This window comes from Reichenbachiella sp. (assembly GCF_039944555.1).
Lineage (GTDB): Bacteria > Bacteroidota > Bacteroidia > Cytophagales > Cyclobacteriaceae > Reichenbachiella.
In genome coordinates this window covers 219,918-239,596 of sequence record NZ_JBDUYN010000007.1, presented here as the reverse complement: position 1 = coordinate 239,596, position 19,679 = coordinate 219,918, and the positions used below count along the sequence as shown (strand labels likewise).

At 35.6% G+C, this 19,679-nt stretch carries 21 protein-coding genes; 1 reads left to right on the top strand and 20 read right to left on the bottom strand.

Going from position 1 to position 19,679, the window contains the following annotated elements; all coding sequences use genetic code 11:
* Positions 1-5 precede the first annotated feature (5 nt).
* Entirely contained in the window at positions 6-1,118 is a 1,113-nt protein-coding gene (locus tag ABJD64_RS09635) for a hypothetical protein (RefSeq protein ID WP_348178135.1), read from the top strand.
* Between the two features lie 130 nt (positions 1,119-1,248).
* On the opposite strand, the gene ABJD64_RS09630 is transcribed toward ABJD64_RS09635, so the two are convergent.
* The 20 genes from ABJD64_RS09630 to ABJD64_RS09535 form a co-directional block, all read right to left on the bottom strand.
* Positions 1,249-1,842 (bottom strand): hypothetical protein, encoded by a 594-nt coding sequence (locus ABJD64_RS09630; protein WP_348178133.1) that lies wholly within the window; start codon positions 1,840-1,842, stop codon positions 1,249-1,251.
* Between the two features lie 10 nt (positions 1,843-1,852).
* Complete coding sequence (locus tag ABJD64_RS09625) at positions 1,853-2,500, bottom strand: hypothetical protein (protein ID WP_348178132.1); 648 nt, start codon at positions 2,498-2,500, stop codon at positions 1,853-1,855.
* A 405-nt stretch (positions 2,501-2,905) separates the two neighbouring features.
* Complete coding sequence (locus ABJD64_RS09620) at positions 2,906-3,331, bottom strand: HU family DNA-binding protein (protein WP_348178130.1); 426 nt, start codon at positions 3,329-3,331, stop codon at positions 2,906-2,908.
* A 446-nt stretch (positions 3,332-3,777) separates the two neighbouring features.
* The gene (locus ABJD64_RS09615; RefSeq protein WP_348178128.1) at positions 3,778-4,638 is read right to left on the bottom strand and encodes a hypothetical protein; all 861 of its coding nucleotides are present in this window, start codon (positions 4,636-4,638) and stop codon (positions 3,778-3,780) included.
* 5 nt (positions 4,639-4,643) lie between these two features.
* Positions 4,644-5,609, bottom strand: a complete 966-nt coding sequence (locus ABJD64_RS09610) for a hypothetical protein (protein ID WP_348195082.1) — start codon at positions 5,607-5,609, stop codon at positions 4,644-4,646.
* 321 nt (positions 5,610-5,930) lie between these two features.
* On the bottom strand, positions 5,931-6,800 hold the full coding sequence (locus tag ABJD64_RS09605) for a hypothetical protein (RefSeq protein WP_348178125.1): 870 nt from the start codon (positions 6,798-6,800) through the stop codon (positions 5,931-5,933).
* 329 nt (positions 6,801-7,129) lie between these two features.
* Entirely contained in the window at positions 7,130-7,705 is a 576-nt protein-coding gene (locus ABJD64_RS09600; RefSeq protein ID WP_348178123.1) for a hypothetical protein, read from the bottom strand.
* 96 nt (positions 7,706-7,801) lie between these two features.
* A complete protein-coding gene (locus ABJD64_RS09595; protein WP_348178121.1) occupies positions 7,802-8,461 on the bottom strand; it encodes a hypothetical protein in 660 nt (219 codons plus the stop codon).
* 163 nt (positions 8,462-8,624) lie between these two features.
* A complete protein-coding gene (locus ABJD64_RS09590) occupies positions 8,625-9,272 on the bottom strand; it encodes a hypothetical protein (RefSeq protein ID WP_348178120.1) in 648 nt (215 codons plus the stop codon).
* A 134-nt stretch (positions 9,273-9,406) separates the two neighbouring features.
* Complete coding sequence (locus ABJD64_RS09585; RefSeq protein WP_348178118.1) at positions 9,407-10,219, bottom strand: DUF3883 domain-containing protein; 813 nt, start codon at positions 10,217-10,219, stop codon at positions 9,407-9,409.
* 456 nt (positions 10,220-10,675) lie between these two features.
* On the bottom strand, positions 10,676-11,383 hold the full coding sequence (locus ABJD64_RS09580; RefSeq protein WP_348178116.1) for an ATP-binding cassette domain-containing protein: 708 nt from the start codon (positions 11,381-11,383) through the stop codon (positions 10,676-10,678).
* On the bottom strand, positions 11,374-12,258 hold the full coding sequence (locus ABJD64_RS09575; protein WP_348178114.1) for a hypothetical protein: 885 nt from the start codon (positions 12,256-12,258) through the stop codon (positions 11,374-11,376). Before ABJD64_RS09575 ends, ABJD64_RS09580 begins: the two co-directional genes overlap by 10 nt.
* Positions 12,255-13,214, bottom strand: a complete 960-nt coding sequence (locus ABJD64_RS09570; RefSeq protein WP_348178112.1) for an ABC transporter substrate-binding protein — start codon at positions 13,212-13,214, stop codon at positions 12,255-12,257. The genes ABJD64_RS09575 and ABJD64_RS09570 overlap by 4 nt, the downstream gene beginning before the upstream one ends.
* Entirely contained in the window at positions 13,184-14,218 is a 1,035-nt protein-coding gene (locus tag ABJD64_RS09565) for a hypothetical protein (RefSeq protein ID WP_348178110.1), read from the bottom strand. The genes ABJD64_RS09570 and ABJD64_RS09565 overlap by 31 nt, the downstream gene beginning before the upstream one ends.
* Positions 14,215-14,949 (bottom strand): class I SAM-dependent methyltransferase, encoded by a 735-nt coding sequence (locus ABJD64_RS09560; RefSeq protein WP_348178108.1) that lies wholly within the window; start codon positions 14,947-14,949, stop codon positions 14,215-14,217. Before ABJD64_RS09560 ends, ABJD64_RS09565 begins: the two co-directional genes overlap by 4 nt.
* A gap of 254 nt (positions 14,950-15,203) precedes the next feature.
* A complete protein-coding gene (locus ABJD64_RS09555; RefSeq protein WP_348178106.1) occupies positions 15,204-15,854 on the bottom strand; it encodes a hypothetical protein in 651 nt (216 codons plus the stop codon).
* A gap of 226 nt (positions 15,855-16,080) precedes the next feature.
* Positions 16,081-16,569: a hypothetical protein gene (locus ABJD64_RS09550; protein ID WP_348178104.1), complete on the bottom strand. Its 489-nt coding sequence runs from the start codon at positions 16,567-16,569 to the stop codon at positions 16,081-16,083.
* A 385-nt stretch (positions 16,570-16,954) separates the two neighbouring features.
* Positions 16,955-17,293, bottom strand: a complete 339-nt coding sequence (locus ABJD64_RS09545) for a hypothetical protein (protein WP_348178102.1) — start codon at positions 17,291-17,293, stop codon at positions 16,955-16,957.
* 206 nt (positions 17,294-17,499) lie between these two features.
* Positions 17,500-18,258: a hypothetical protein gene (locus ABJD64_RS09540; protein ID WP_348178100.1), complete on the bottom strand. Its 759-nt coding sequence runs from the start codon at positions 18,256-18,258 to the stop codon at positions 17,500-17,502.
* A gap of 376 nt (positions 18,259-18,634) precedes the next feature.
* Positions 18,635-19,075 carry a contact-dependent growth inhibition system immunity protein gene (locus ABJD64_RS09535; RefSeq protein ID WP_348178098.1) on the bottom strand — a complete coding sequence of 147 codons (441 nt, stop codon included), beginning with the start codon at positions 19,073-19,075 and terminating at the stop codon, positions 18,635-18,637.
* Between the last annotated feature and the right edge of the window lie 604 nt (positions 19,076-19,679).

Genomic DNA, 19,679 nt, shown 5'->3' with positions numbered 1-19,679 from the left:
TAACTATGGGAAAAACTGAGCTTGAACAACAAATAACCTCACTCTTCACTTCATCTGAAAGAGTAGAACAAATTCGTTGGTTTGTTTATTACCAACTGCAGAAAATAGACGATTTCGGCTCATATGGCGGATTTACTTCTTCATTCGTGAAGAACAAGGCGGTGAATATCCTGAAAAGTTACAAAGACAACGCCCATCAAAAGATGTTAGCCAAGTCTATAATTAGCATTCTTTATGCACATGACAAATCTGAACAAGAGGAATGGGTTGAGTCCATCCAAAATGATACATACGACCCTGATACTCGTCAAAAAACCAGTAAGTATAGGGAGTTTAAAGAGGGTGATTATAAACTCATAACCACGATACATAATGAAAAAACACAACCAACCGGAACGAAAGGATTAGAACTAGCAATCATTATCTTCGATATTGAGGTGAATGAAGAAATCTTATCTAAAACGTCAAATAAGTTCTTGTCTCCACCAAGAACAACATGGCTATCTAAAATTTTCATTTCTTTAATTGCGATATCAATTGTGCTGGTGATTTGGGTTGTTGGTTCAGAAATTACCGAGAAGCGTAATTTTGAAAAAGAAAAACATCCAGACCCCACCCTCTCAATGGATGCCGGTAGCTTTTTCTCAGAATCTTTTGAGATTAAACCTGTATCTGGAGAAAAGGGGCTAAAGCTTACAATTGATACATCAATAGATATACTAGAGGGAGGACTACACGGCCTGAACTATCTCAAGCTGGATTTTCGATTGGAGAATTTTTCGGATACAGCGCATTATTATATTGATGCAGTAGCGGTACAAATAGAAGGAAAAAGTACAACAACGACTACGCACTCGACTCCGAAACAACCCACACCAGAAGTTGTAGATTTCCTATTAAATCCTGAAAAGCAAATCTATACCATCAGCATCTATGATTCCACGAAGGGTACCGGCCGAATCGACCCGTTGCACAATAAGTATTTTAATGTGACCATTGGAGGTCAGGAGGAGTGTCAAGGATATGTATTTTCACTCAGAGTTGTTATTGAAACTCACGATAAAAACGGAACTAATAATTTTACCAATTCAGAAACCTTCGTTCTCGGATTTATGTAATCCATTAGAAATCATTGATAAGAGAGGCCATTTTAATGCGCTATTCCTCTATTTTTCTTTTCAATAAGTCCCCTATTCAGTTCTTTCACAATTATCAAACAAAGTCCTGAGTTACTTGCCTTTGATGTACCTATAAGTCGAAAACGAAATGTCCTGTAACAGGTATTTCGGCATAAACTCCATCACTTTCAGTATCCGCATCAAATTCAATCCGCAATTGATTATCATCATATATGAAATCGACCATCATATCCCCATACAGTTCAAAATATTCTCCATCTTCCGAATAGCCACCCTTAGTAATAGAAGTAGCTGCACTTATTGAGGTCAGTGTGAATATAAAACTGCCACGCAATTCATACAGTGCGTATTGAGAAGATTCCAGCGGCAATTCTGAAATGAACAGGCTACAATTCACAGTATTGAAATCTGTCAAGGATCCAATCACCTGTGAAGCCCGAATATAAAATCCTGAATTGTCGTCACCCTTAGAAAGACTGACTATGTTATCCGCAAGATCAGCCGTGGATTCGCCCACGCCCTCAAATGAGAAATCAATTGGGTCTGTATTTTTAGGAAAAATAGTAATAAAAAAGCTTCCCGAAAGTTCCTCCGTCTCTAATCTATCCTCCAGGTTTTTTGCTGTGGCCTCATCATTTTCTTTACACGAACCGATAACAATCAGAGCCGCTATCCATAAATAATATTTGACTAATGGTTTCATTTTAAGAAATCTAAAATTTGAATCCAATTGAAAATCGGGTATTATCGACCTTGTATGATGCGGCGCTTGAATCGAATAACTCCTCTTTAACTTTTCCAAATCCGAACTCCAGACCAGCATAAAACACTTTGTACCGATAGGAAAACCCTAGCGCATAGGTAAGTCCTGTTCCTCCCGGATCATCCTCATTTTCATCGAAACCAGAATCCGTATCTATACCGATATAATACACGGTGGGACGACCTTGAAAATACGTATCCAGCGCCATATTTTCATTGATTTTATAGGTGATCAAAGGCCCTAATTCTATAATTGATCCATTGAATAAAACGTACTTGGTTTCATTACCAAAAAATTCTTCGGTCCTGCTGGCAATGCTGAAGTCCAACCAATTCACAAGAATGGCTACTCCAATTTTGTTTTCCTGAAACCTGGAAATGTACCATTGGTTCCCAAATTCAAGACCAAAACCGGTGTCATCTCCCGATTCCTTACCATAAGATGACATATGAAGCTTCAGACTAAATCCATTTTTTAGCATATCCACCTCTTGTGACAAGCCTGTATGGCTTAAAGTCAGCAAAAATATGAGTGATACCAGGGTGACTCGGGCAAAGTGGGACGAGCTGATTGAGAAATTCGCAGTAAAGTTGTTCATGGTTTTTAAGTAAAGTTTTATACAAATCTTTCCTAAGATTCTGAACAGTTCAACTATGTGCAAGAATTACTAACCGGAGGTTGTTTTCAGACCACGAAGTGCACAAAAAGGCATATGAAAATTTTACCTACTCATAAGACCCTTCGGGCAAATGGCAAGAAGTGATAGGATATATGTATTTGATGAGCTAACCACGTGTAGTTTTCAGTCTAATCACGTGTGGTTTTGCTTAAAAGGACACGTGGTTTTTATTTTATCACACGTGGTTTGGTCGAATAGAACGTGTGGTTTTTGTGTTTTTCTGCGGTGATGATGAGCTTTCTCAAGATTAATTAAAGAATTAAAATGGGTGTATAAAAAGAAAAACCCCTCTACATTGCTGAGCAGGGTTTTTCAAAAAATCAACTATGCTTGTTCTAATAGCTTCTCTTCCTGAAGCTTACTATTTGCGACTTTTTCAAACTTCACTGTAGATAATCGATCCTTCAGAAGACTACTGGGTCGGAAATTGACCTTAAAGCCTTTGATTGAATATTTATTCACTGCCTCCGGCGTGTCTTCTCCAGTACTTCGAATGGATGGGGAAAATGATCCCAGCTGTCCCATATCAATCACTCTTCCTTCGGATAAATGACGTGTACTCATTTGCAAAAAAGATTCGAGGACGGCAAAGACATCAGCCGTATTGAGCGTATTCATCTCAGCGATCTCTTCGACAAATGAGCGCAGATCCAGTTTTCTGCCACGAACAATAGCAGCATAATACTTGGGAAGGCCACCTCCTACTATACCAGGCTGGCCTTTTTTGATTGGTTTATAAATAACAGACATAAAATTAAGTTTAATTGTTAACTAAAAATTCACAATAATTAAACTCTCAAAATGGTGCTTAGAATTTTGGTTAACCGTTTGCATCATACCTCAGCGTCCTGAAGTTGCTAAAAGAAGAATGCCTGCCCACTTACATTTTCTACCTATGCAGTTAATTTTTTTTAATTGAGTGCATGGGTATGAGCAAATCTAAAGGTCTGTTAGAAGCTTCTTTGATAAGGTTTGTATGGGAGGTTTGGTCGGGATTTCAAGCTCTTTAAATTAATAGTAACCAGCTATGATGTGTGAGGATTAGAAAGCACAAACCTTTCGTCCAATACATAGTTACATGCTTGTTTAAATTTATTTATAGTGGCGGACTTTCTCCACATAGGGATCCCTTTGAGGCAATCGCCACGAAAATATCTTGACTGATGAAACCCCATTCATAGCATTTGTTAGCAGCTTTATTCTAAATTGTTAAATAAGTTATTGATTAGTTCGTAGTTGTTTTTGATTCCTTCTTTTGTTCCACTTCCTCCAAGAATAGAAGAGAATAAACTAGTTGTAGTTGCTATTGAAGCTATTGACATCAGAAGAATACCAAAAAACTCTTCGCGAAGCTCTTCTATCATTTCCCGATTTGAAAAACTGTAGTGTTGATATTGAGAGAAGTATCTAAATCCAACATAGAGAAGGCCATAATCTCCGGTTTTGTCATTTTGTTTGATCCGTTCGGATTTTTTGTCTTCCGTAATAGGTCCGTCAAGTTCCTTTGGAAGTTTGATTTCTGAGGTTTCTCTTAGCTTTTTAGGAGATTTTAAAATCCATTGGGAATCATCAGGATTAACAAAAAGATGAGGTTGGCTTTTCTTGAAGGAAATTTCCCATTTTTTAATTTCTTCATTGGCTTCTATTTCTTCAAATTCTTGTAAATATTTAACTTTCTCTTCTTCAAAGAATCGAAGAAATTTAGCATAGTCACGACTCATAACGTCAATTTCATTCTTCAATGATTCAGATCCATTTCTAAAGGTTATTAAATAGACACCAGTTAGGCAGTCTGCTATTGCTCCTCTGGTAATTAAGGCAATCGGAATTCGTTTTAAGTTGTTTCTCTCATCATGAAAATCAGAAAGCAGAATATTCAGTCCGTATATGTTGGCATAAATCTGCTTACACAGATCTAGTATTGCATGCTTAAGAAGTTTCTTTTCGGAAAAAGGTTCTGAAACTGCTCTTTGACCAATTAAATTCAAAGTTTTAACCAAAGTGTCGGTGATAGAGAGAAGTATTTGATTGTTATGCTCAGTAAAGTGAGGATTCATGTAGACTACTTTAGTTTGACCTTTATTAAAGTTTCAAGTTCAGATACAAGACCAAGTAAACTGTCAGTTTTTTTTGGTCCCGAAGTAGCCTTTTGAAGTCTCTGATTAATATCACTGCTCGTAAAGTTGTTAAATTCTTCAATGTCACAATTGCTCCATTTGACTCCTGAAAGTATTTCTGTCTGAACTAATGAAGGCATGTAATTTATTTTTTCTCCAGAATCTAGTCGAAGTTTCTCCGTTGACAAGCTGTGCAATAAACTTATTCTTTCATCAGTACTGGTAAAAACAGTTATTAATGAACGACTTAGTTCCACGGGATAGAATTGTTGAACCACCTTATTTGCAAATGTAGGAAGCAGTAGATCAATTGATCCGCCTAAAATGTATCGTAGTTTTTTATTAATGTTGATGCTAGATTTTGGGAAAATAATCTTCTTTAGATGACCGTATCCACCAAACAAATGAAGCGCAAATGATTGTACGATTCCTGGAACACAATCCACCTCTTCTCGAATGAATTTATAAAAGTTTAAGCAAGCGGTTTTGTTATCTAGTTCCTGATTAATTACATCATAGTATAGAGCTATGATTTTTAAAGAGCATAAATAGGTTACAATCAGTGCATGTTTATAGATAGTATCTTTTTTAAGGAATGACACCATAGAGTCAGGACACTCTCCAGAGTCAATGATTTCTCTCTCAGGTTCCTTAGTTTTAATGAAAGTATCAATTTCTACAATATCTAAATGAAGAACCGACATTAACGCATTGTGTGTCTGCATTTGTTTGCTTCGAAGAATTGAAAAATCTGATTTGCTTCTAGACGACTCGTCGACACCTAGGGTCGCAATAACTTCCAAGTTGTATCTAGAAATCTGTTCAATGAAATATCTAACTAGCATTACGGGAGGACTAGTCTTACCGTATTTCTCTTCAAAATGGATAGGGTTAAGATAGAATTGTCTCAAAAATATTACAATGTTTGAGTCTAAGACTAAAACTATTGATGTGGGATCAATTTCTGTAAACAGGTCTTCAAATGACCTAAAGACTTTGTTTGAGAGGTTAGATGATGAAAAGTTAATCAAAGCTGAATGTTGCTGCTGCTAACGCCTGTCTATATCCTGTGGCGTTGGTGTAATTTAAAGTGTCGGAATCAAAGTAGGAAAAATCTCCGATTTTTCATCATACCTTTTTCATCCAATGTGAAAAATCGGAGATTTTTCCGGTGCATCCAGAAAGTAGATAATTCAATCTCACCACCTAATCGCCATGGGATATAGACCATGTTAGCATTGTATTATTTTTAAGGCAACATTTAGTGTTCTATAAAAGAACCTGAAATTGCAGCTATAAATATGATATTGAAATCTAGAGGCCTTAAGGAGAAGTGACATGCTTTCATATTGGTAAGTAGCTTCTGAGAGTATTGCATTCGTATTATGAGTAATTGGTAGGTCTTTGAAGTCTTTATTCAGAATTCTGAGGCGAACAATAAGTTGTCTATGCAATATATGTGGTCTACGATCTTGTAAAGATTGAAAGTTGGTCTGAATATTGAAAAATTTAGTTAAGTAATGAATTGCTCTTTCTTCAACATTTTTGCCATTGTGGTCATAAGCCATTGAGTCGCTTGTAATTTGAAATCGCTTCATTGCTTCAGCTTTGAAGTCGCCATGCTTATTATACTTATCTCGAATAATGTCGATATTGTCATAGCATTCTTGAACCCAATAACTTAAACTGGTCATTGTTTCCCATGTTTTTAAAAAAGCTCTTTGACGCTTTGTGTTTTTCCAAAAGATAACGGTATTTTCAATTCCTGAAAAATAGCTTTGATAAATAGTTTGATGACCAATCTCTTGTAGAAGCGAGAGGTGAAAAAATTCAGACTTTTGTTTTGTTAAATATGTGAGTTTGTCAAAATAGAGATTCCTCTTTACTTGATTACAAATTTCAACGTTTTTCTTGGATGTTTTTATTGCTCCTTCTACGACCTGTTTGAACATCGTTCGGATAGCTTTTCTTTTCAAGTATCCATTTATAGCGCTCTTAATCGATAATAGGAATTGTCCAGTAACAAAAACTAAAATTGTTATTGTGATGGTCGCAGCTGTATTTCTAGAAATACCAAAATATTCTTCTATTAGGTCAAGCAAAGTTTCAATTCGTTATTAATGCTAACAATTCAATATAGTTAATTAGTTAACTATATATCCATTGTATCTTTTGCTCCAAACATAATGAATCAAAGTGACATTTTCTGAAAGAAAAAAATTCTTGAAATCAACTATCCCTGGGGTCCCCCACTACTACAAGTTTGAACCGGGGCGCGTAGCCTTGTGCTCAAAATCCAAAACGCTCTTTTCAATTTAAACTAGACCTTACCAAAGAGAAAGATTCAAGATATGCCATAGGCACCCTAAGGGATAATCTTGAACCAGTTTTTCTTAGTCCATTCTTGGACCAGTTGGGGGGTTACCCACTTTTATTTGATTAGGTCAATTATTACTGCGATTCCAAAAAGCCATGCAGTGTAAAGTACCGTATAAGTTAAGGCATTTACCACTGAGGCAGGTAAGTCGCCGTTCGTTCGCCGAGCCTTGTAAAATACTACTCTCAATGCTCTTGCAAAAACCCAATAGAGAGACGCGAATATGATAAACAATGAAAGCCAAAAAAGTGCTTCGAATAGAATTAGAAGTACAATTATTGCAATTGTTATGGCTATCCAAAGGAGAATGGACAGTATTAACCCTCCAATTCCATCTCCTCCGTCAATTCCTTCAAAATCTGGTAAGGTTGCATTGTGTATGATTGTTCCAGGTTCGTAGTTCTGGAATTTTGGGTAATTGTTAATCAGCTTGGTTCCTTGATATAGTGTGTATGTTAAGAAGACAAATAAGGACGTTGAAATTAGTCCAAGCGATATGTAAAGGTTAGTTGTTAATGAGCGGTTATAGTTGATTCCTGTTAAGTAGACAGTTAATACTGTTAGACCAGTTGCAACTAAAGCAATTATGAATACTGTCTTTCCTTTTAATATAAGTCTATTCTCTTTCAAGTTGCGATAATTGTGGCTAATCTTTAGTATATGAGACATAGCCTGCCTATAGGCGGCTATGATTTCATATACAGTATTATATACTCTTTTCTTTCTTTAAGTATTTACATTTATTACTATCAGAATATTTCTTTTTGGGCTTATTAAATAAAAATCAACATTTAAGATATGGCTTTCTCCATCTGAAAATGATTGTTTGTAATATTTGAAAGCGTAATAGTTGCCATCTTCATTAATTAGTTCATCAAGTTTAAATTCGGATTGATTCTCGGCATATGAAGCAAAATGAAATGCATCCAAGTCATTCGACACAATAGGTGTTTTTGTCCAATTTTTAATTTCCCAATCGTCCCTGATTCCTTTTTGGGGGTATTTCATAAAGAATGTTGAGTCTGGTTTTACTAGTTGTTCTTTTATGTCTTCTGCTAAATTGTAGATCGAAAATGAGCTTCCATCCCCATTAAAATGCCTTTCTGAGTCTGCTTCATAAATTGGTTCAGGAAGGATAAAAGATATGCCTGTTAGGTTTTTTGTGTAATTTTTTGATTCTACAGCTTCTATCGGCCACCAAAAAAATTTTGATCCTGGAAGAACTTCGAATACGAATCCTGAAAAAACGAAAAGGCTTAACAGCCAAATTGAGTTGCTTTTGATTTTAGATTTGTCTTTCTTAAAGATTGAACTAAAAAGCTTAAAACCCACTATAGGATATCCAATTACTTGAATTAAAAGAAATATGAGAAAGATCCAAATCATTTGATTCTCATTTAGTGTTTTTATTTTTGTCCAAATTGCAGAATAACGTCCAACTAAAATTAGTGTGCCGCCCAGTTGCTAGAACTACTTAAGTTTCTGGTTCGCATTATTATATCAAGGGGCTCGGTTCGCATATTCATTTTTAGCCTTTGTCAGAAAACTTTTATTTAAGCAGTTTCAAACCTCTTGAATCTAAAGAGTCATTTAACGGTATTCGCTCAAATAGTTCTTGATTCCTTTCGCATAGCTCTTCAAGAAACTCATCAGAGTATCGAGAATCTATATTTTGTCTTATTCTATTGAATCCAATTCTCTCAAAAGAATCTTGTTGCATAGACTTTTTAATTCGTAAAGCTGCATCAAAGAAGTTTAGATTTTCTGAATCGTAGATATATTTGATTCCATAAATTTCTGAGGAATCATTTGCAATATAGATTTTACTGAATTCCGGAGTAATACTTATCAATTTTTCTAAAAAATCATCTTTATAATTTTTATTGATATTACTTCGAATTCTGTTAAAACCTATAATTTCCCATTGTTCATTTCTTAGATGTGATTTAATTGCAATTTCCGCGGTAGTGTATTTTTCCTGTCTGAAGTCACCGTATTTTAATACCGCAATAGCTACAAAATAAAACAGCGAGACTATTATGTAGAAGCGTCTCTTATAGGTTTGATTCAGGGAAATTTCCTTTACTAGAAATGACCAAAAGCCTAAGTAAAATGGCAGCAACAATATAGCTACAAGTAATACTTCTGACAATGATGCTATTTTTAATTGATCTAAAATTGTTAGCGATTCTTCCATGTGGTAGTGTTTTCTAACGCCTAGCTATCCTCCGTAGGCTGGACTTTTTAAATATCTATAAAAGTATCTTATCACACCAGGCTTTGCAAATAGCTATGTAAGCTTATGAATGATAGTATTTGTTATAAGCAGTTTTAATATTTGCATATATATCCATCTGCCTCTCTTTCAATATTTTTTAAGTCAATTTCTTCAAAGCTTGGGGTATTCTCCACTTCATAGACGCGATAAAGCCTGTATCTAGATTTGTTAAGTTCAGAAACCTTGTGTTCGTGAGCAGACATGAAAAACTGCTTAGAACCTCTGTCTTCAGTAGATCTAGCTGTGCTCTTAACTTCGATAAAGATTTCTTCCCTATTGTCATCTAATGAAATAATGTCATAACCATATGCTGTAGATTCAAGAGCAACGTGTTTTGGATAATTAGACCTTTTAAATCCTAGCTTTTGTAATTTTGATCTTTCGCTAGCCATAATGAACAACTCACCTTTATTCCCGATCTCAGCTAACCTTTCTGCTTTTTTTGCACTTTCCTCAGGTGTTAAAGGTTTTATTATTGGTACAGATGTGGTATTGGTGTCACCTACCGCACTCATTAAAAAAGCAATCTGCGAGACATAAAAGCCTAATGTCGATTTTTCTATTACACCAAAATTGTTTGAGTAAACTTTTGCTACTATTTGGGAGTTTTCCGGATTCTGTTGAATGGCTGAAATCCATTCGTCAGGTTTTAATTTTTTGTTATTTGAATAGGCTGTGAATCCAAAATCAAATAGCGAATGATACTTCATTTGAAATTCTTTATTGTTCACGAGCGTGTTCGAAAGTGAATGTCCTAAGTTCGATAATTGAGATTCAAATTCAGCTCTCTGTTCGTCATCTAGACTATGAGCGGACGATCTGCCAAAATAAAAACCGACATCCAAATAAGGTTCTTTTTTATGCATTACGAAGCTAATTTGTGCTGCATATTGCTTGTTGGTTGATCCTTTAAATAAGGTTGACCAAGTATGATTTAATGTATTCCCTCGAGTCATTGGATTTGCCTCTGGCGATACATTCGTCTTGAAGGGTCCGTATGCCAAATTGTACTTATCTGCAAAGAAATTGGCGATCCCCTTTAGTTTATTTTTGATAGCCTTAAACTGATTCCTTTCTTCTTCAGTAGATTTTGAGGACATTGAAAGTCCTGAATATGATCTTGAGCTTAGGTCATTTATGAGTTCTAAATCTTCGCTGGTTATATGCTCCATATTCTTGATCGCAATTGCTTACAACATCCAACTAAAATGAGTATGCGCCCCAGTTGCTAGAAGCACTGAATTTTCTATGTTGGATGGTTGTATCAAAGGGCTCAGTTCGCATATTCATCTTAGAATTTGTTACAGTCAGTTGTTTTGAATTTAAATAAGTGTTTTGAGTGCTTTTGAATTCCATTCATTTCCTCTCGACTTAGTTAGTACCTTACTCAACTTTCCGTTTGATAAAATCACAATCCTATCAGCTAAGTTGAGTGCTAGTTCAATATCATGGCTTACAATGAGAACGAATCTACCATTTGATTTAAGTCCTTTGATTTCCTCAATTAAAAGTTCGCTCGTACTGCGATCTGTTGCAGCCAAAAATTCATCCAAACATAAAAGAGAGGGGTTAGAAGCATTTACCGCAAAGAATGCCAAAGCTTGCTTCTGACCTCCTGAAAGATCAGAAACAATATCCTTTCTTTTGTTTCTGAGAGTCTTATGATCATTTAAAGATTTAGATACATCATCGTTAAACTCATTATTCGGAAATAAATAGGCTCTTAGAGATATTGGTCTAAATCTTAAAAACAGGTTTTGCTCTACTGTCAGACTAAGGGCTAGGTTCTGTTCACTATCCTGTCTTACTATTCCAATTCTAACATTATTTAGAGAAGTGGATATTTGGCCAAAATTAGATTCCATTTCACCAGAGAGAACTTTTAATAGTACACTCTTACCACTTCCATTATGACCCATCAGAAATGTTATTTCATCTTCAAATATTTCAAGATTTTGAATATCCAAATGAAAGTCTGGCTCTCTTTCACTTCCAAACGATTTTTCTATATGGCTAAATTTTAAACCCATCTTAAATTATTAAGGAAGTTCATATTAAGCTTATGAATCATGAAAAACAATATCACCATAATTGCAGATGAAATTAGTTTAAAAGATTCCGGTGGCAATCCAAGTTCGAGCGATATCCAAATAATTAGTTTATAGATAATAACACCAATTGCCAGAGTATAAAATACCAAAGTCAGGTTCTTCTGTTTCTTATAAAGTAACATACCGATTATCATTCCGATAAGCCCTGTAATTGTCTGACCTACTCCCATGTTTATATCAGCAGAGAAAGTACGCTGAACATAAAAAGCACCGCTCAATGCCACTAAGCCATTTGAGATTCCAAGTCCGATAGCGTATTGCTTTAATTTGGAAATCCTTAAATCCGATGATAATATGTTATTCTCACCCACTGCTCTAATTCTTAAACCCCAAATTGAATCACCATATGTCTTTAGAATGAATATAATAGACGCCAAACAGAGTGTAGAAATCAAGATCAAATAATGATTGTATTCTCGCCCTGAAAGCCAATGTCCCATCATTTGTGTTGCTTCTGCATATTGATTTGGTTTTCCAAGTAATAACCAATTAATAGAATATAGAGCCCCTGACATTAATAATCCGGCAATGAAGGCAGGGATTCTTATTACTTGGTTAAGTAAACTTGTTCCGAGCCCTGCAATAAATCCACATAGAATAGAAATAAGAATAGCCAAAACGGCTGGTACTCCTACACTAGTTAGCTGAACATACACACATCCACCAAGAACAAAACTTCCATCAGGTGTAAGGTCTGGAAATCTTAGCCAACGAAAGGAAATGAATATCCCTAAACCAAAAAAGCTGAATATGAGTCCATCTGATAACGATAATAGGAATTTATATAAAATCATTCGACAAGATCATAATTCCACTTTGTTCGAAGTTCACTTGAATCAAGTGAGAATTGACTCAGTGCATTTTTATTTATCAATACTTGTGGTTTTTCAGAAAACGCAATGGGTATTTCTCCTGGATTCACATTTTCAAACAATATTTTAACTGCAATTGTGCCCGCTTCTTCTCCTAATTTGTAGAAGTCCATGCCCATTACTGCTGTTGCACCGAAACCTACTGTTTCAGAAGTTGTTGTAAATAATGGAATCTTGTTTTCATTGCATACCTTACCAACAACTCTCATGTTCGAATGAATAGTATTATCAGGTGGTATATATAATGCGTCCACATTTCCAATCAATGATTCAACTGCTGATGGTATTTCAGCTGAGTTATTTGCAGATCGCTCTATCAAATTGAATGAGAATTCTTCTGTTTTATTTCTTAGTCTGTTCACAATGGCTACCGAATTCGTTTCACCAACATTGTACAGAACGCCCAGTTTTTTTGCATCAGGGAACATATCCCTTATTAAAGCTAATTGTCTGTTAACAGGTGGTAAATCACTGTTAGCTGCATAATTGCGTCCAGAACCTTTCCAGGCATCTGCTAAACCAGCGGCAATAGGGTCTGTGACAGCTCCTTGAACAATTACAATGCTACTATCACGTTTCTGAATGGCCTGCGAAATTGGAGTACCAAGTACATAGACTAATTCAGGCCTGGCGGTGATTATCTGATCAACGATTTGAGAAATTAATACTTCCTCACCTTGTGCGTTAAATTCTGTGAATCTTATCTGTGTTGAATCATAATGTTCAGAGTTTTTCAAAGTGTTCATAAAACCGTCCCTTAACTGCTTTATTGGATCAATTTCGACAATGGAGACTATTGCAATGTTGGTAGTATCTTTTTTTGTCTCGCATCCAAAAAGGGCTAGCGCTATGATGAAGAGGAAGCTAATTTTTCGCATAAGTCAAATTCTTTTAAAACTAGATTTGATAATTTCGTGATTTTTTGTCTATAAACGACCAATCTTGCCAATTTCTGTTTGTCTTCTCCCTTTCGTTCTGGAGGATGAAATTGCTTGTCTTTATAATAAGGTAATCCCCATGTTTGAATGGTATATAGTATATCGTCAATGATAATAACATGAGGAGGAAAAATCGCTGGCGGTAAGGGAATCCAAGCCGAATTTTCTTTGTAATCCTTATCTATCATATCTACCATTTCTTCAGCAGTCCCAACGCACAGATCAATAATTTCCTTTCCTCCTTTTGTTGTTGAATCAAGATTAAACGTTCGGGCGTATGCCTCATAAAGGGGTTTGTAAAGGTCTTTTGGGTAAGTATAAACTTTTAAATCTGCTGATTTCTTATCAATCAATTTAGTTAATTGAGATTTATATTCTGAAAAAAATCCATCTTCGACAATCTTAGCATCGGATCTGAATTGTCCAATATTTAGAGCAGGAAATGAGATTCGAATTGTTGAATCGCCATTTTTATTCGCCCGTTGCAAATCATCTGTGATAAGTTTTAAGGCTTTTTCTACACTGTAAATTGGTGCGATTTTATCAACAAAAGATTTAAGTGCCAAGCTTCCTAAAACAGTTCCAGAATAAATCGCAATTATGTCGTATATGTTAGATATGAAGATGTCCTGAGTATCTTCACTTTCTATGAACAGCAGAATCAAAGCAAAGGAAGTAATAATTGTAGCCGTGAGTATACCCAGTATCCAAGCTGTAGATGCATCTTTCCATATATAGGAAAACCCAAACAGAAGCTCTTCAAATTGAGAATGATGCCTTATTCTCAGGAATTGTATGTATATAACAAGAAGAATTAAGCTGAGAACGAGGATTATAAAACCAATCCAAAATAAGCTGAAAACATTTAACCATTTTAATCCATACCAGATTAGAATTGGTGATACAATATAACTTATAAGGATTAGTATGCTTCTAAACTTCATTTCAGAATCGCAGTATAAAACCCCCCTTTGTATTTCTCCCAATCTCCCAACAACTGTATCTCAGGTTTTGAAAGATGGGCAGCATTACAATCGTTAATAAACTGCTCTGGACTTTCCTTTAAATCACCACCATCATCTGCAGTATTTAACTTTTCATGCCTTAAGTAATCGGACTCCATTGTGGCCAATGCATAAAGGTGTCTTCTTTTAGCCTCGTTAATGACGAACGAATACCAAACATTACAATTAGAAAGGCGCTCAGATTCGGATGAATACTCAAGAATTCCTTCATCGGCATTAATGAAAAGGGAAGTGAATTTCATAACATTTGCCAATAGTTTAGGTCGTTGCTCCTTGGGGACGTGATGGTAAACACCTCTAGTAATAATGGCATCATAGAAACGAGGAAGTTCATCATTAATAAAATCCAGGTTGTAGTATTTGATATTTTTTGTTTCTGGATTGGACTGGAAGTACTTTTTTGCTTCAGGGTCAATATCGCAGGCTTCTGCTGTCACCCCTTTTATTCCATTCAGCATTCTGGTAACTTGTCCAGTTCCGCAACCTGCATCTAATATAACTAATTCTTTTTTGTTGAAGTCAAGATTTTTGACAAGATTAGAGATTATAGAAGCATTACATGCATCAATTAATGCGTGAGAGGCAATACTGAAATCATATTCAAATAATGATGTAGTATATTCTGAGTAATGTAAAACTTTGTCCTTCATAAGGATAGCAATTTACTCTTTGATAGACACAAATTCCAGTTTGGCAGTACTTGACTGTCATGATCAGCTATGATGACTGGGGATTAGAATGCACTAACCTCTCGTCCAGCACATAGCCACGCCTACGCGGCCCAGTCTTGATTTAAATTTAATACTTGTGGCGGACTTTCTCCACATAAGGACCCCTTCGGGGCAATCCCCACGAAAGTATCTTGACTGATGAAACCCCATTCATAGCATATGTTGAGCACCGTTTATTTCTTCTTCTTTCTTCTAATAAGAATGACAATCAGTATTATTGTTCCTGGGATTAGTGCATATCCAATAATGGTTCCCAAGAGTTCACCAATTTTGTAAGATGTTGAATCTTCAAGTCGAGCAGGACGTAGTTGATTCGATGGTATTACGTCAAATTGAAAAGAATTAAAGTACCGTGCTATTTCAATTTCGACCAGTTCCAGATGTTCGGTGTTGAACCAAACGGTCGCAAAATAAATTTTGTCGCGTACAAGTATAAGTTGGTTAAACTTGGTTTCTCCGTTGTTGTAGTCAGTTCGAAAAACCCTAGCACTAAGAGAGTCTATTAAAACATCCTGACTATCCACTACTTCGCCTTGACTGCCTTTAATTGTTCCATTTTGAAATCCTGTGTAGAGTTTTCTCAATTCTTCTGTTGAACTGGAGGTAATTCGATCAACTTGTGGAATAGCTGATTCAGGAACTCGACTTAGAGTGATGACTGAGTAGTTTGCCTCAGCGTAAAAAACTGTTTGACCTAATGTGTCTGTTCTTTCGAAGTTGCTAGGTAGTTCGACTGTTAATAGGTCATCGACAGTTACACGTTCCCAGTTAAGAGTTGTGCTGTCTGATTGAAACGTCAAGAAAAGGGCTAGTATAAAATTCATTTGGTCTGTGCGGTGTGGTGCTCAACGCTGCCATATCATTTGTGGCAATTCTTATGGTTTAAATTTCGGCTACAAGATAGCCAAATCTCTGATTTGGTCCGAGATGCGCAGTCTATCTCTTTTTCAATTCCATAGAACTAATCTGAGATATGGTGAGCTTCCAGAACGCAGAAAACCTTCGTTCACCACTGGACCGTCATGATTTGATTACAGAATGTTAGCAATTTTAATTCGTTATAAACGGTATCAGTACTACAAGGTGTGAAAAGGTGAAAATTACGTCAATTGTTGAAGTTCGTTCAAGTCTTGACATTACAAATACTTCACATATTTCATTATACTTCTCAAGTGAAGAATAATGGAGTATTAGAGCAATAAATGAATGAAAAGTTAGTGCTACCGCTACTTCAAGATGAATTTCACCAAAAGGGTTCGGGGTTAGATGATTATAAACAACAATTGAAATGCTCAATGATATTGTAAATACAAATGATGCTAGAAGAAATTTTGCGTTCTGCTTAATTGGAAAGATTGAGATAAGAGAAATAAAGAATGCCAGGCCGTATAGTGATCCATTTTTTTCCATCAATTGGTTGGCTAAGGAAGCCGTGATTACCTGACCTGAATCAAAAGAGTAAAGATACAAAATCGTGTATAATATTGCGCAGGCTAGCACAGCAATGCCGGCATAAGATAATTCGTTGTTTTTATTCATTCAATCAAATGATTGCCAACAATTCAATATAATTAATTAGTTAACTATATATCCATTGTATCTTTTGCTCCAAACATAATGAATCAAAGTGACATTTTCTGAAAGAAAAAAATTCTTGAAACTAACTATTCCTGAGGTCGTCAGTATTATATGTGAAGGCTAATAAGCGAAACATCCAAATGCTTGACAAGCTGCTCTGTTAAGCTACCTTTAATCAATCGTGATATGCCTGTCCTGCCATGGGTAGCCATGCATATAATTGCTCCCTCCTTTTTTTCACAATACTTATCAACGCCCTCCTCGACATTAAACGCAATTGAGATGAAACAGAGGTAGATTGTATTTATTAGTGATTTGTTGGACAAGCTGATCTGGTAGATAACCTTTAGTCTATAGCACGTAGTTCGCGAAGATCCTTTCTGGTTCTAATTGCTATTCGAGAAGCCATATAAAAAGATTTCCAAGAGGAGTCTATTTCATGATTTACAATATCAGTCAATTGAACGCTTATTCCTTGATCAATATCTAAATCAATGTCCTTAAAACCATCCAGAATCCCTTGTTTAATTGCATCTTCAAAAGATTCTCCAATCCATTCCACTTTAGGTATGAACATAAATTCGTCAGCAGGTTGAATAAATAAGCTAACTCCAGCAGTCTGGAAACGTCCACCAAAATAGTTGCTGTAGAAATACGAAATTTTGACTACCCCTCTATTGTCCATTTGTGATTATTGCTTCTAACGCCCAGCTATCCTCCGTGGTGCTTGACGTGTATTTTGTTTCAGTTACAAATTAGGAAAATCTTCGATTTTCATCACTACCTTTTTTGATCCAAATGAGGAAAAGTGAAGATTTTCCGGTGCTGATAGAAACTGCCGCTCTCGACTCTAGTAGAAAAATACCATGAATGATAGGGATGTTATGAGCTTTAACAGGAGCACTCACTTAGAATTAATACTTTCTTCGCTCTTAGCCAACTAATTATTTTTTCAATTTTTTGATTGATTGATTTGTAATCTATTGTTTCCGACTCATTATCAGGAAATTCGTTACCGATTAAACGTTTTCTGTAGAGCTTTTCTAATTGCATCAGTTTATCCGATATGATTGAATCCGATTTGCTAAAAAAGCATGTTTTATAATGGCAATTGGTGTATTTAATCCCTAATTCCAGTCGATTTACTAGTGCTTTTTCTGCATTTTCAATCCAATCTTTATCAGATATATCTAATTTGGTTTCAATATTTTGACCTACTAAACAACTTGAAATATAGGTTATGTGTAACCTCTCGATTTCATTAGAGCTCATTTTTTTCTTGATGCCAATTAGTTGGCTGTATTCAGTGCCGTCTACTTTAAAACTTATTACGTCAGACCAAATCACAACGCTTGAGGTATTCAAGACAATTTCCGTTAATTCTGCATTGTAAGAAAGAAGTCTATCTGAATGGTTAGCTTCTAATTCTTCTTCATTCGTATAGGCGATTTCAATATTCTTTTGATCTGAATTAAACGTCACTCCTTTAGAGTGGAAATTAAATGAGGTGTAGTTTCCATATTTCATGTATCCTTCAAACTTATTACCTGAAGTTGTTTTAAATTTTACTTTGAATAGATAGCAACTTCCCATATCAGCTTGACAGACAAGCGAAGAGAAAAAGAATAAAACTATTATTGCTGACCTCATATTTTCATTGCTTATAACAATTCAATATAGTTAATTAGTTAGCTATATATCCATTGTATCTATTGATTCAAACATAATGAATCAAAGTGACATTTTCTGAAAGAAAAAAATACTTGAAACCAACTATTCCTGGGGTCCCCCACTGCGCAGGTTTGAACCGGAGCACGTAGCCTTGTGCTTAAAATCCAAAATGCTCTTTTCAATTCAAACTAGACCTTACCAAAGAAAAGGGCCCAAGATATACCATAGGCACCCTAAGGGATAATCTTGAACCAGTTTTTCTTAGTCTATTCTTGGACCAGTTGGAGGTAGAAGAAATGGTCGAGTTCAGATGCAGTTTGTAGAAAGCACTTAAGCATATGCCTTATACAGTTTGTTACACACCGCTATTTATGTTTCTGAATTTCTTAAACTCTTCCTTCCAGCCATTCTTGATGTTTCGAGTGGTATCAAATTCGTCTAGAGTTTGCTCATTGCTCAAGAAAAGTTCTGTTACTGTTTGCCAGTTCGTCTTCTCTGATTTCCAATATTCAGGATCACTACCTAGCACATTCTTCAATAAGTCTCCTTCGTAAAAATCACCTTCCACTAAAATATTCTTTTCTAATTGTTCAATTGCCAGAGGGACAAGGAATGGTAACCCAATGTTTTGACCAATCATTATGCGCAAGTCTTCAATCGTGAAGTCATTAAGTTGCTTCTTTCGAAGTTCATGCATTGTTATTACCAGATAACTTTCTTCTTTAAGAGTTGGTCTCCAGCTATCCTTCTCTAGTGATTCTAGGTTTTTGTATCGCCAATTATTTTCAAGTTTCATACAAAATTGATTCGAAGCGCAGTGGTGTATAACGAACTGGCTATGATGCGTGCGGAATGAACTAATTATCGGTTCCGTCTCACACTTAGCCATGATCTAATTTTAAATTTACAAAACATGGCGGAGTTTCCAAGAACCACGGAAGTTCAAATGCCGTTGAACCCGCATGAATTCATAAGTCATGTTACCTGTTGTTTCCCTCATATAACGGCAATTCCTTAAGTTTAATTAGTTGCCAATTAGTTTCAATTGCTTCAGTCGATAAAATTTTATAATGATTCTCTATTATCGGCAAAGTTTCATATGTTTTAATGTTAGAAAATTGGTATGCAGTTAGAAAATCTTTAGACTGTTCCAGAACAAAGAGTGCACTTGAATTATACCTAATAAATGATTTAATGTTAAGTCGTTCGAATGCCTTGTATAAAGGTTTAATAGAATCTTTAATTGGCATTTTCCCAGCTTGTTTTACAAACTCTATATCAATCAGTGAGAATATTGGGAGGTTATCGACTGAATTTGAGGATTCATCTACAAGTTTGCTAAAGATCTCCGCATCGGAAAATTTAAAGTTGTTCATGCGACAAGAAAAAAAGAGAATGGA

What these genes read in the sequence shown, in the direction of transcription:
- ABJD64_RS09635 (WP_348178135.1), top strand. Translation starts at nt 6, where the DNA reads ATGGGAAAAACTGAGCTTGAACAACAAATAACCTCACTCTTCACTTCA.
- ABJD64_RS09630 (WP_348178133.1), bottom strand. Translation starts at nt 1,842, where the DNA reads ATGAAACCATTAGTCAAATATTATTTATGGATAGCGGCTCTGATTGTT.
- ABJD64_RS09625 (WP_348178132.1), bottom strand. Translation starts at nt 2,500, where the DNA reads ATGAACAACTTTACTGCGAATTTCTCAATCAGCTCGTCCCACTTTGCC.
- ABJD64_RS09620 (WP_348178130.1), bottom strand. Translation starts at nt 3,331, where the DNA reads ATGTCTGTTATTTATAAACCAATCAAAAAAGGCCAGCCTGGTATAGTA.
- ABJD64_RS09615 (WP_348178128.1), bottom strand. Translation starts at nt 4,638, where the DNA reads ATGAATCCTCACTTTACTGAGCATAACAATCAAATACTTCTCTCTATC.
- ABJD64_RS09595 (WP_348178121.1), bottom strand. Translation starts at nt 8,461, where the DNA reads ATGATTTGGATCTTTCTCATATTTCTTTTAATTCAAGTAATTGGATAT.
- ABJD64_RS09590 (WP_348178120.1), bottom strand. Translation starts at nt 9,272, where the DNA reads ATGGAAGAATCGCTAACAATTTTAGATCAATTAAAAATAGCATCATTG.
- ABJD64_RS09585 (WP_348178118.1), bottom strand. Translation starts at nt 10,219, where the DNA reads ATGCATAAAAAAGAACCTTATTTGGATGTCGGTTTTTATTTTGGCAGA.
- ABJD64_RS09580 (WP_348178116.1), bottom strand. Translation starts at nt 11,383, where the DNA reads ATGGGTTTAAAATTTAGCCATATAGAAAAATCGTTTGGAAGTGAAAGA.
- ABJD64_RS09575 (WP_348178114.1), bottom strand. Translation starts at nt 12,258, where the DNA reads ATGATTTTATATAAATTCCTATTATCGTTATCAGATGGACTCATATTC.
- ABJD64_RS09570 (WP_348178112.1), bottom strand. Translation starts at nt 13,214, where the DNA reads ATGCGAAAAATTAGCTTCCTCTTCATCATAGCGCTAGCCCTTTTTGGA.
- ABJD64_RS09565 (WP_348178110.1), bottom strand. Translation starts at nt 14,218, where the DNA reads ATGAAGTTTAGAAGCATACTAATCCTTATAAGTTATATTGTATCACCA.
- ABJD64_RS09560 (WP_348178108.1), bottom strand. Translation starts at nt 14,949, where the DNA reads ATGAAGGACAAAGTTTTACATTACTCAGAATATACTACATCATTATTT.
- ABJD64_RS09555 (WP_348178106.1), bottom strand. Translation starts at nt 15,854, where the DNA reads ATGAATTTTATACTAGCCCTTTTCTTGACGTTTCAATCAGACAGCACA.
- ABJD64_RS09550 (WP_348178104.1), bottom strand. Translation starts at nt 16,569, where the DNA reads ATGAATAAAAACAACGAATTATCTTATGCCGGCATTGCTGTGCTAGCC.
- ABJD64_RS09545 (WP_348178102.1), bottom strand. Translation starts at nt 17,293, where the DNA reads ATGGACAATAGAGGGGTAGTCAAAATTTCGTATTTCTACAGCAACTAT.
- ABJD64_RS09540 (WP_348178100.1), bottom strand. Translation starts at nt 18,258, where the DNA reads ATGAGGTCAGCAATAATAGTTTTATTCTTTTTCTCTTCGCTTGTCTGT.
- ABJD64_RS09535 (WP_348178098.1), bottom strand. Translation starts at nt 19,075, where the DNA reads ATGAAACTTGAAAATAATTGGCGATACAAAAACCTAGAATCACTAGAG.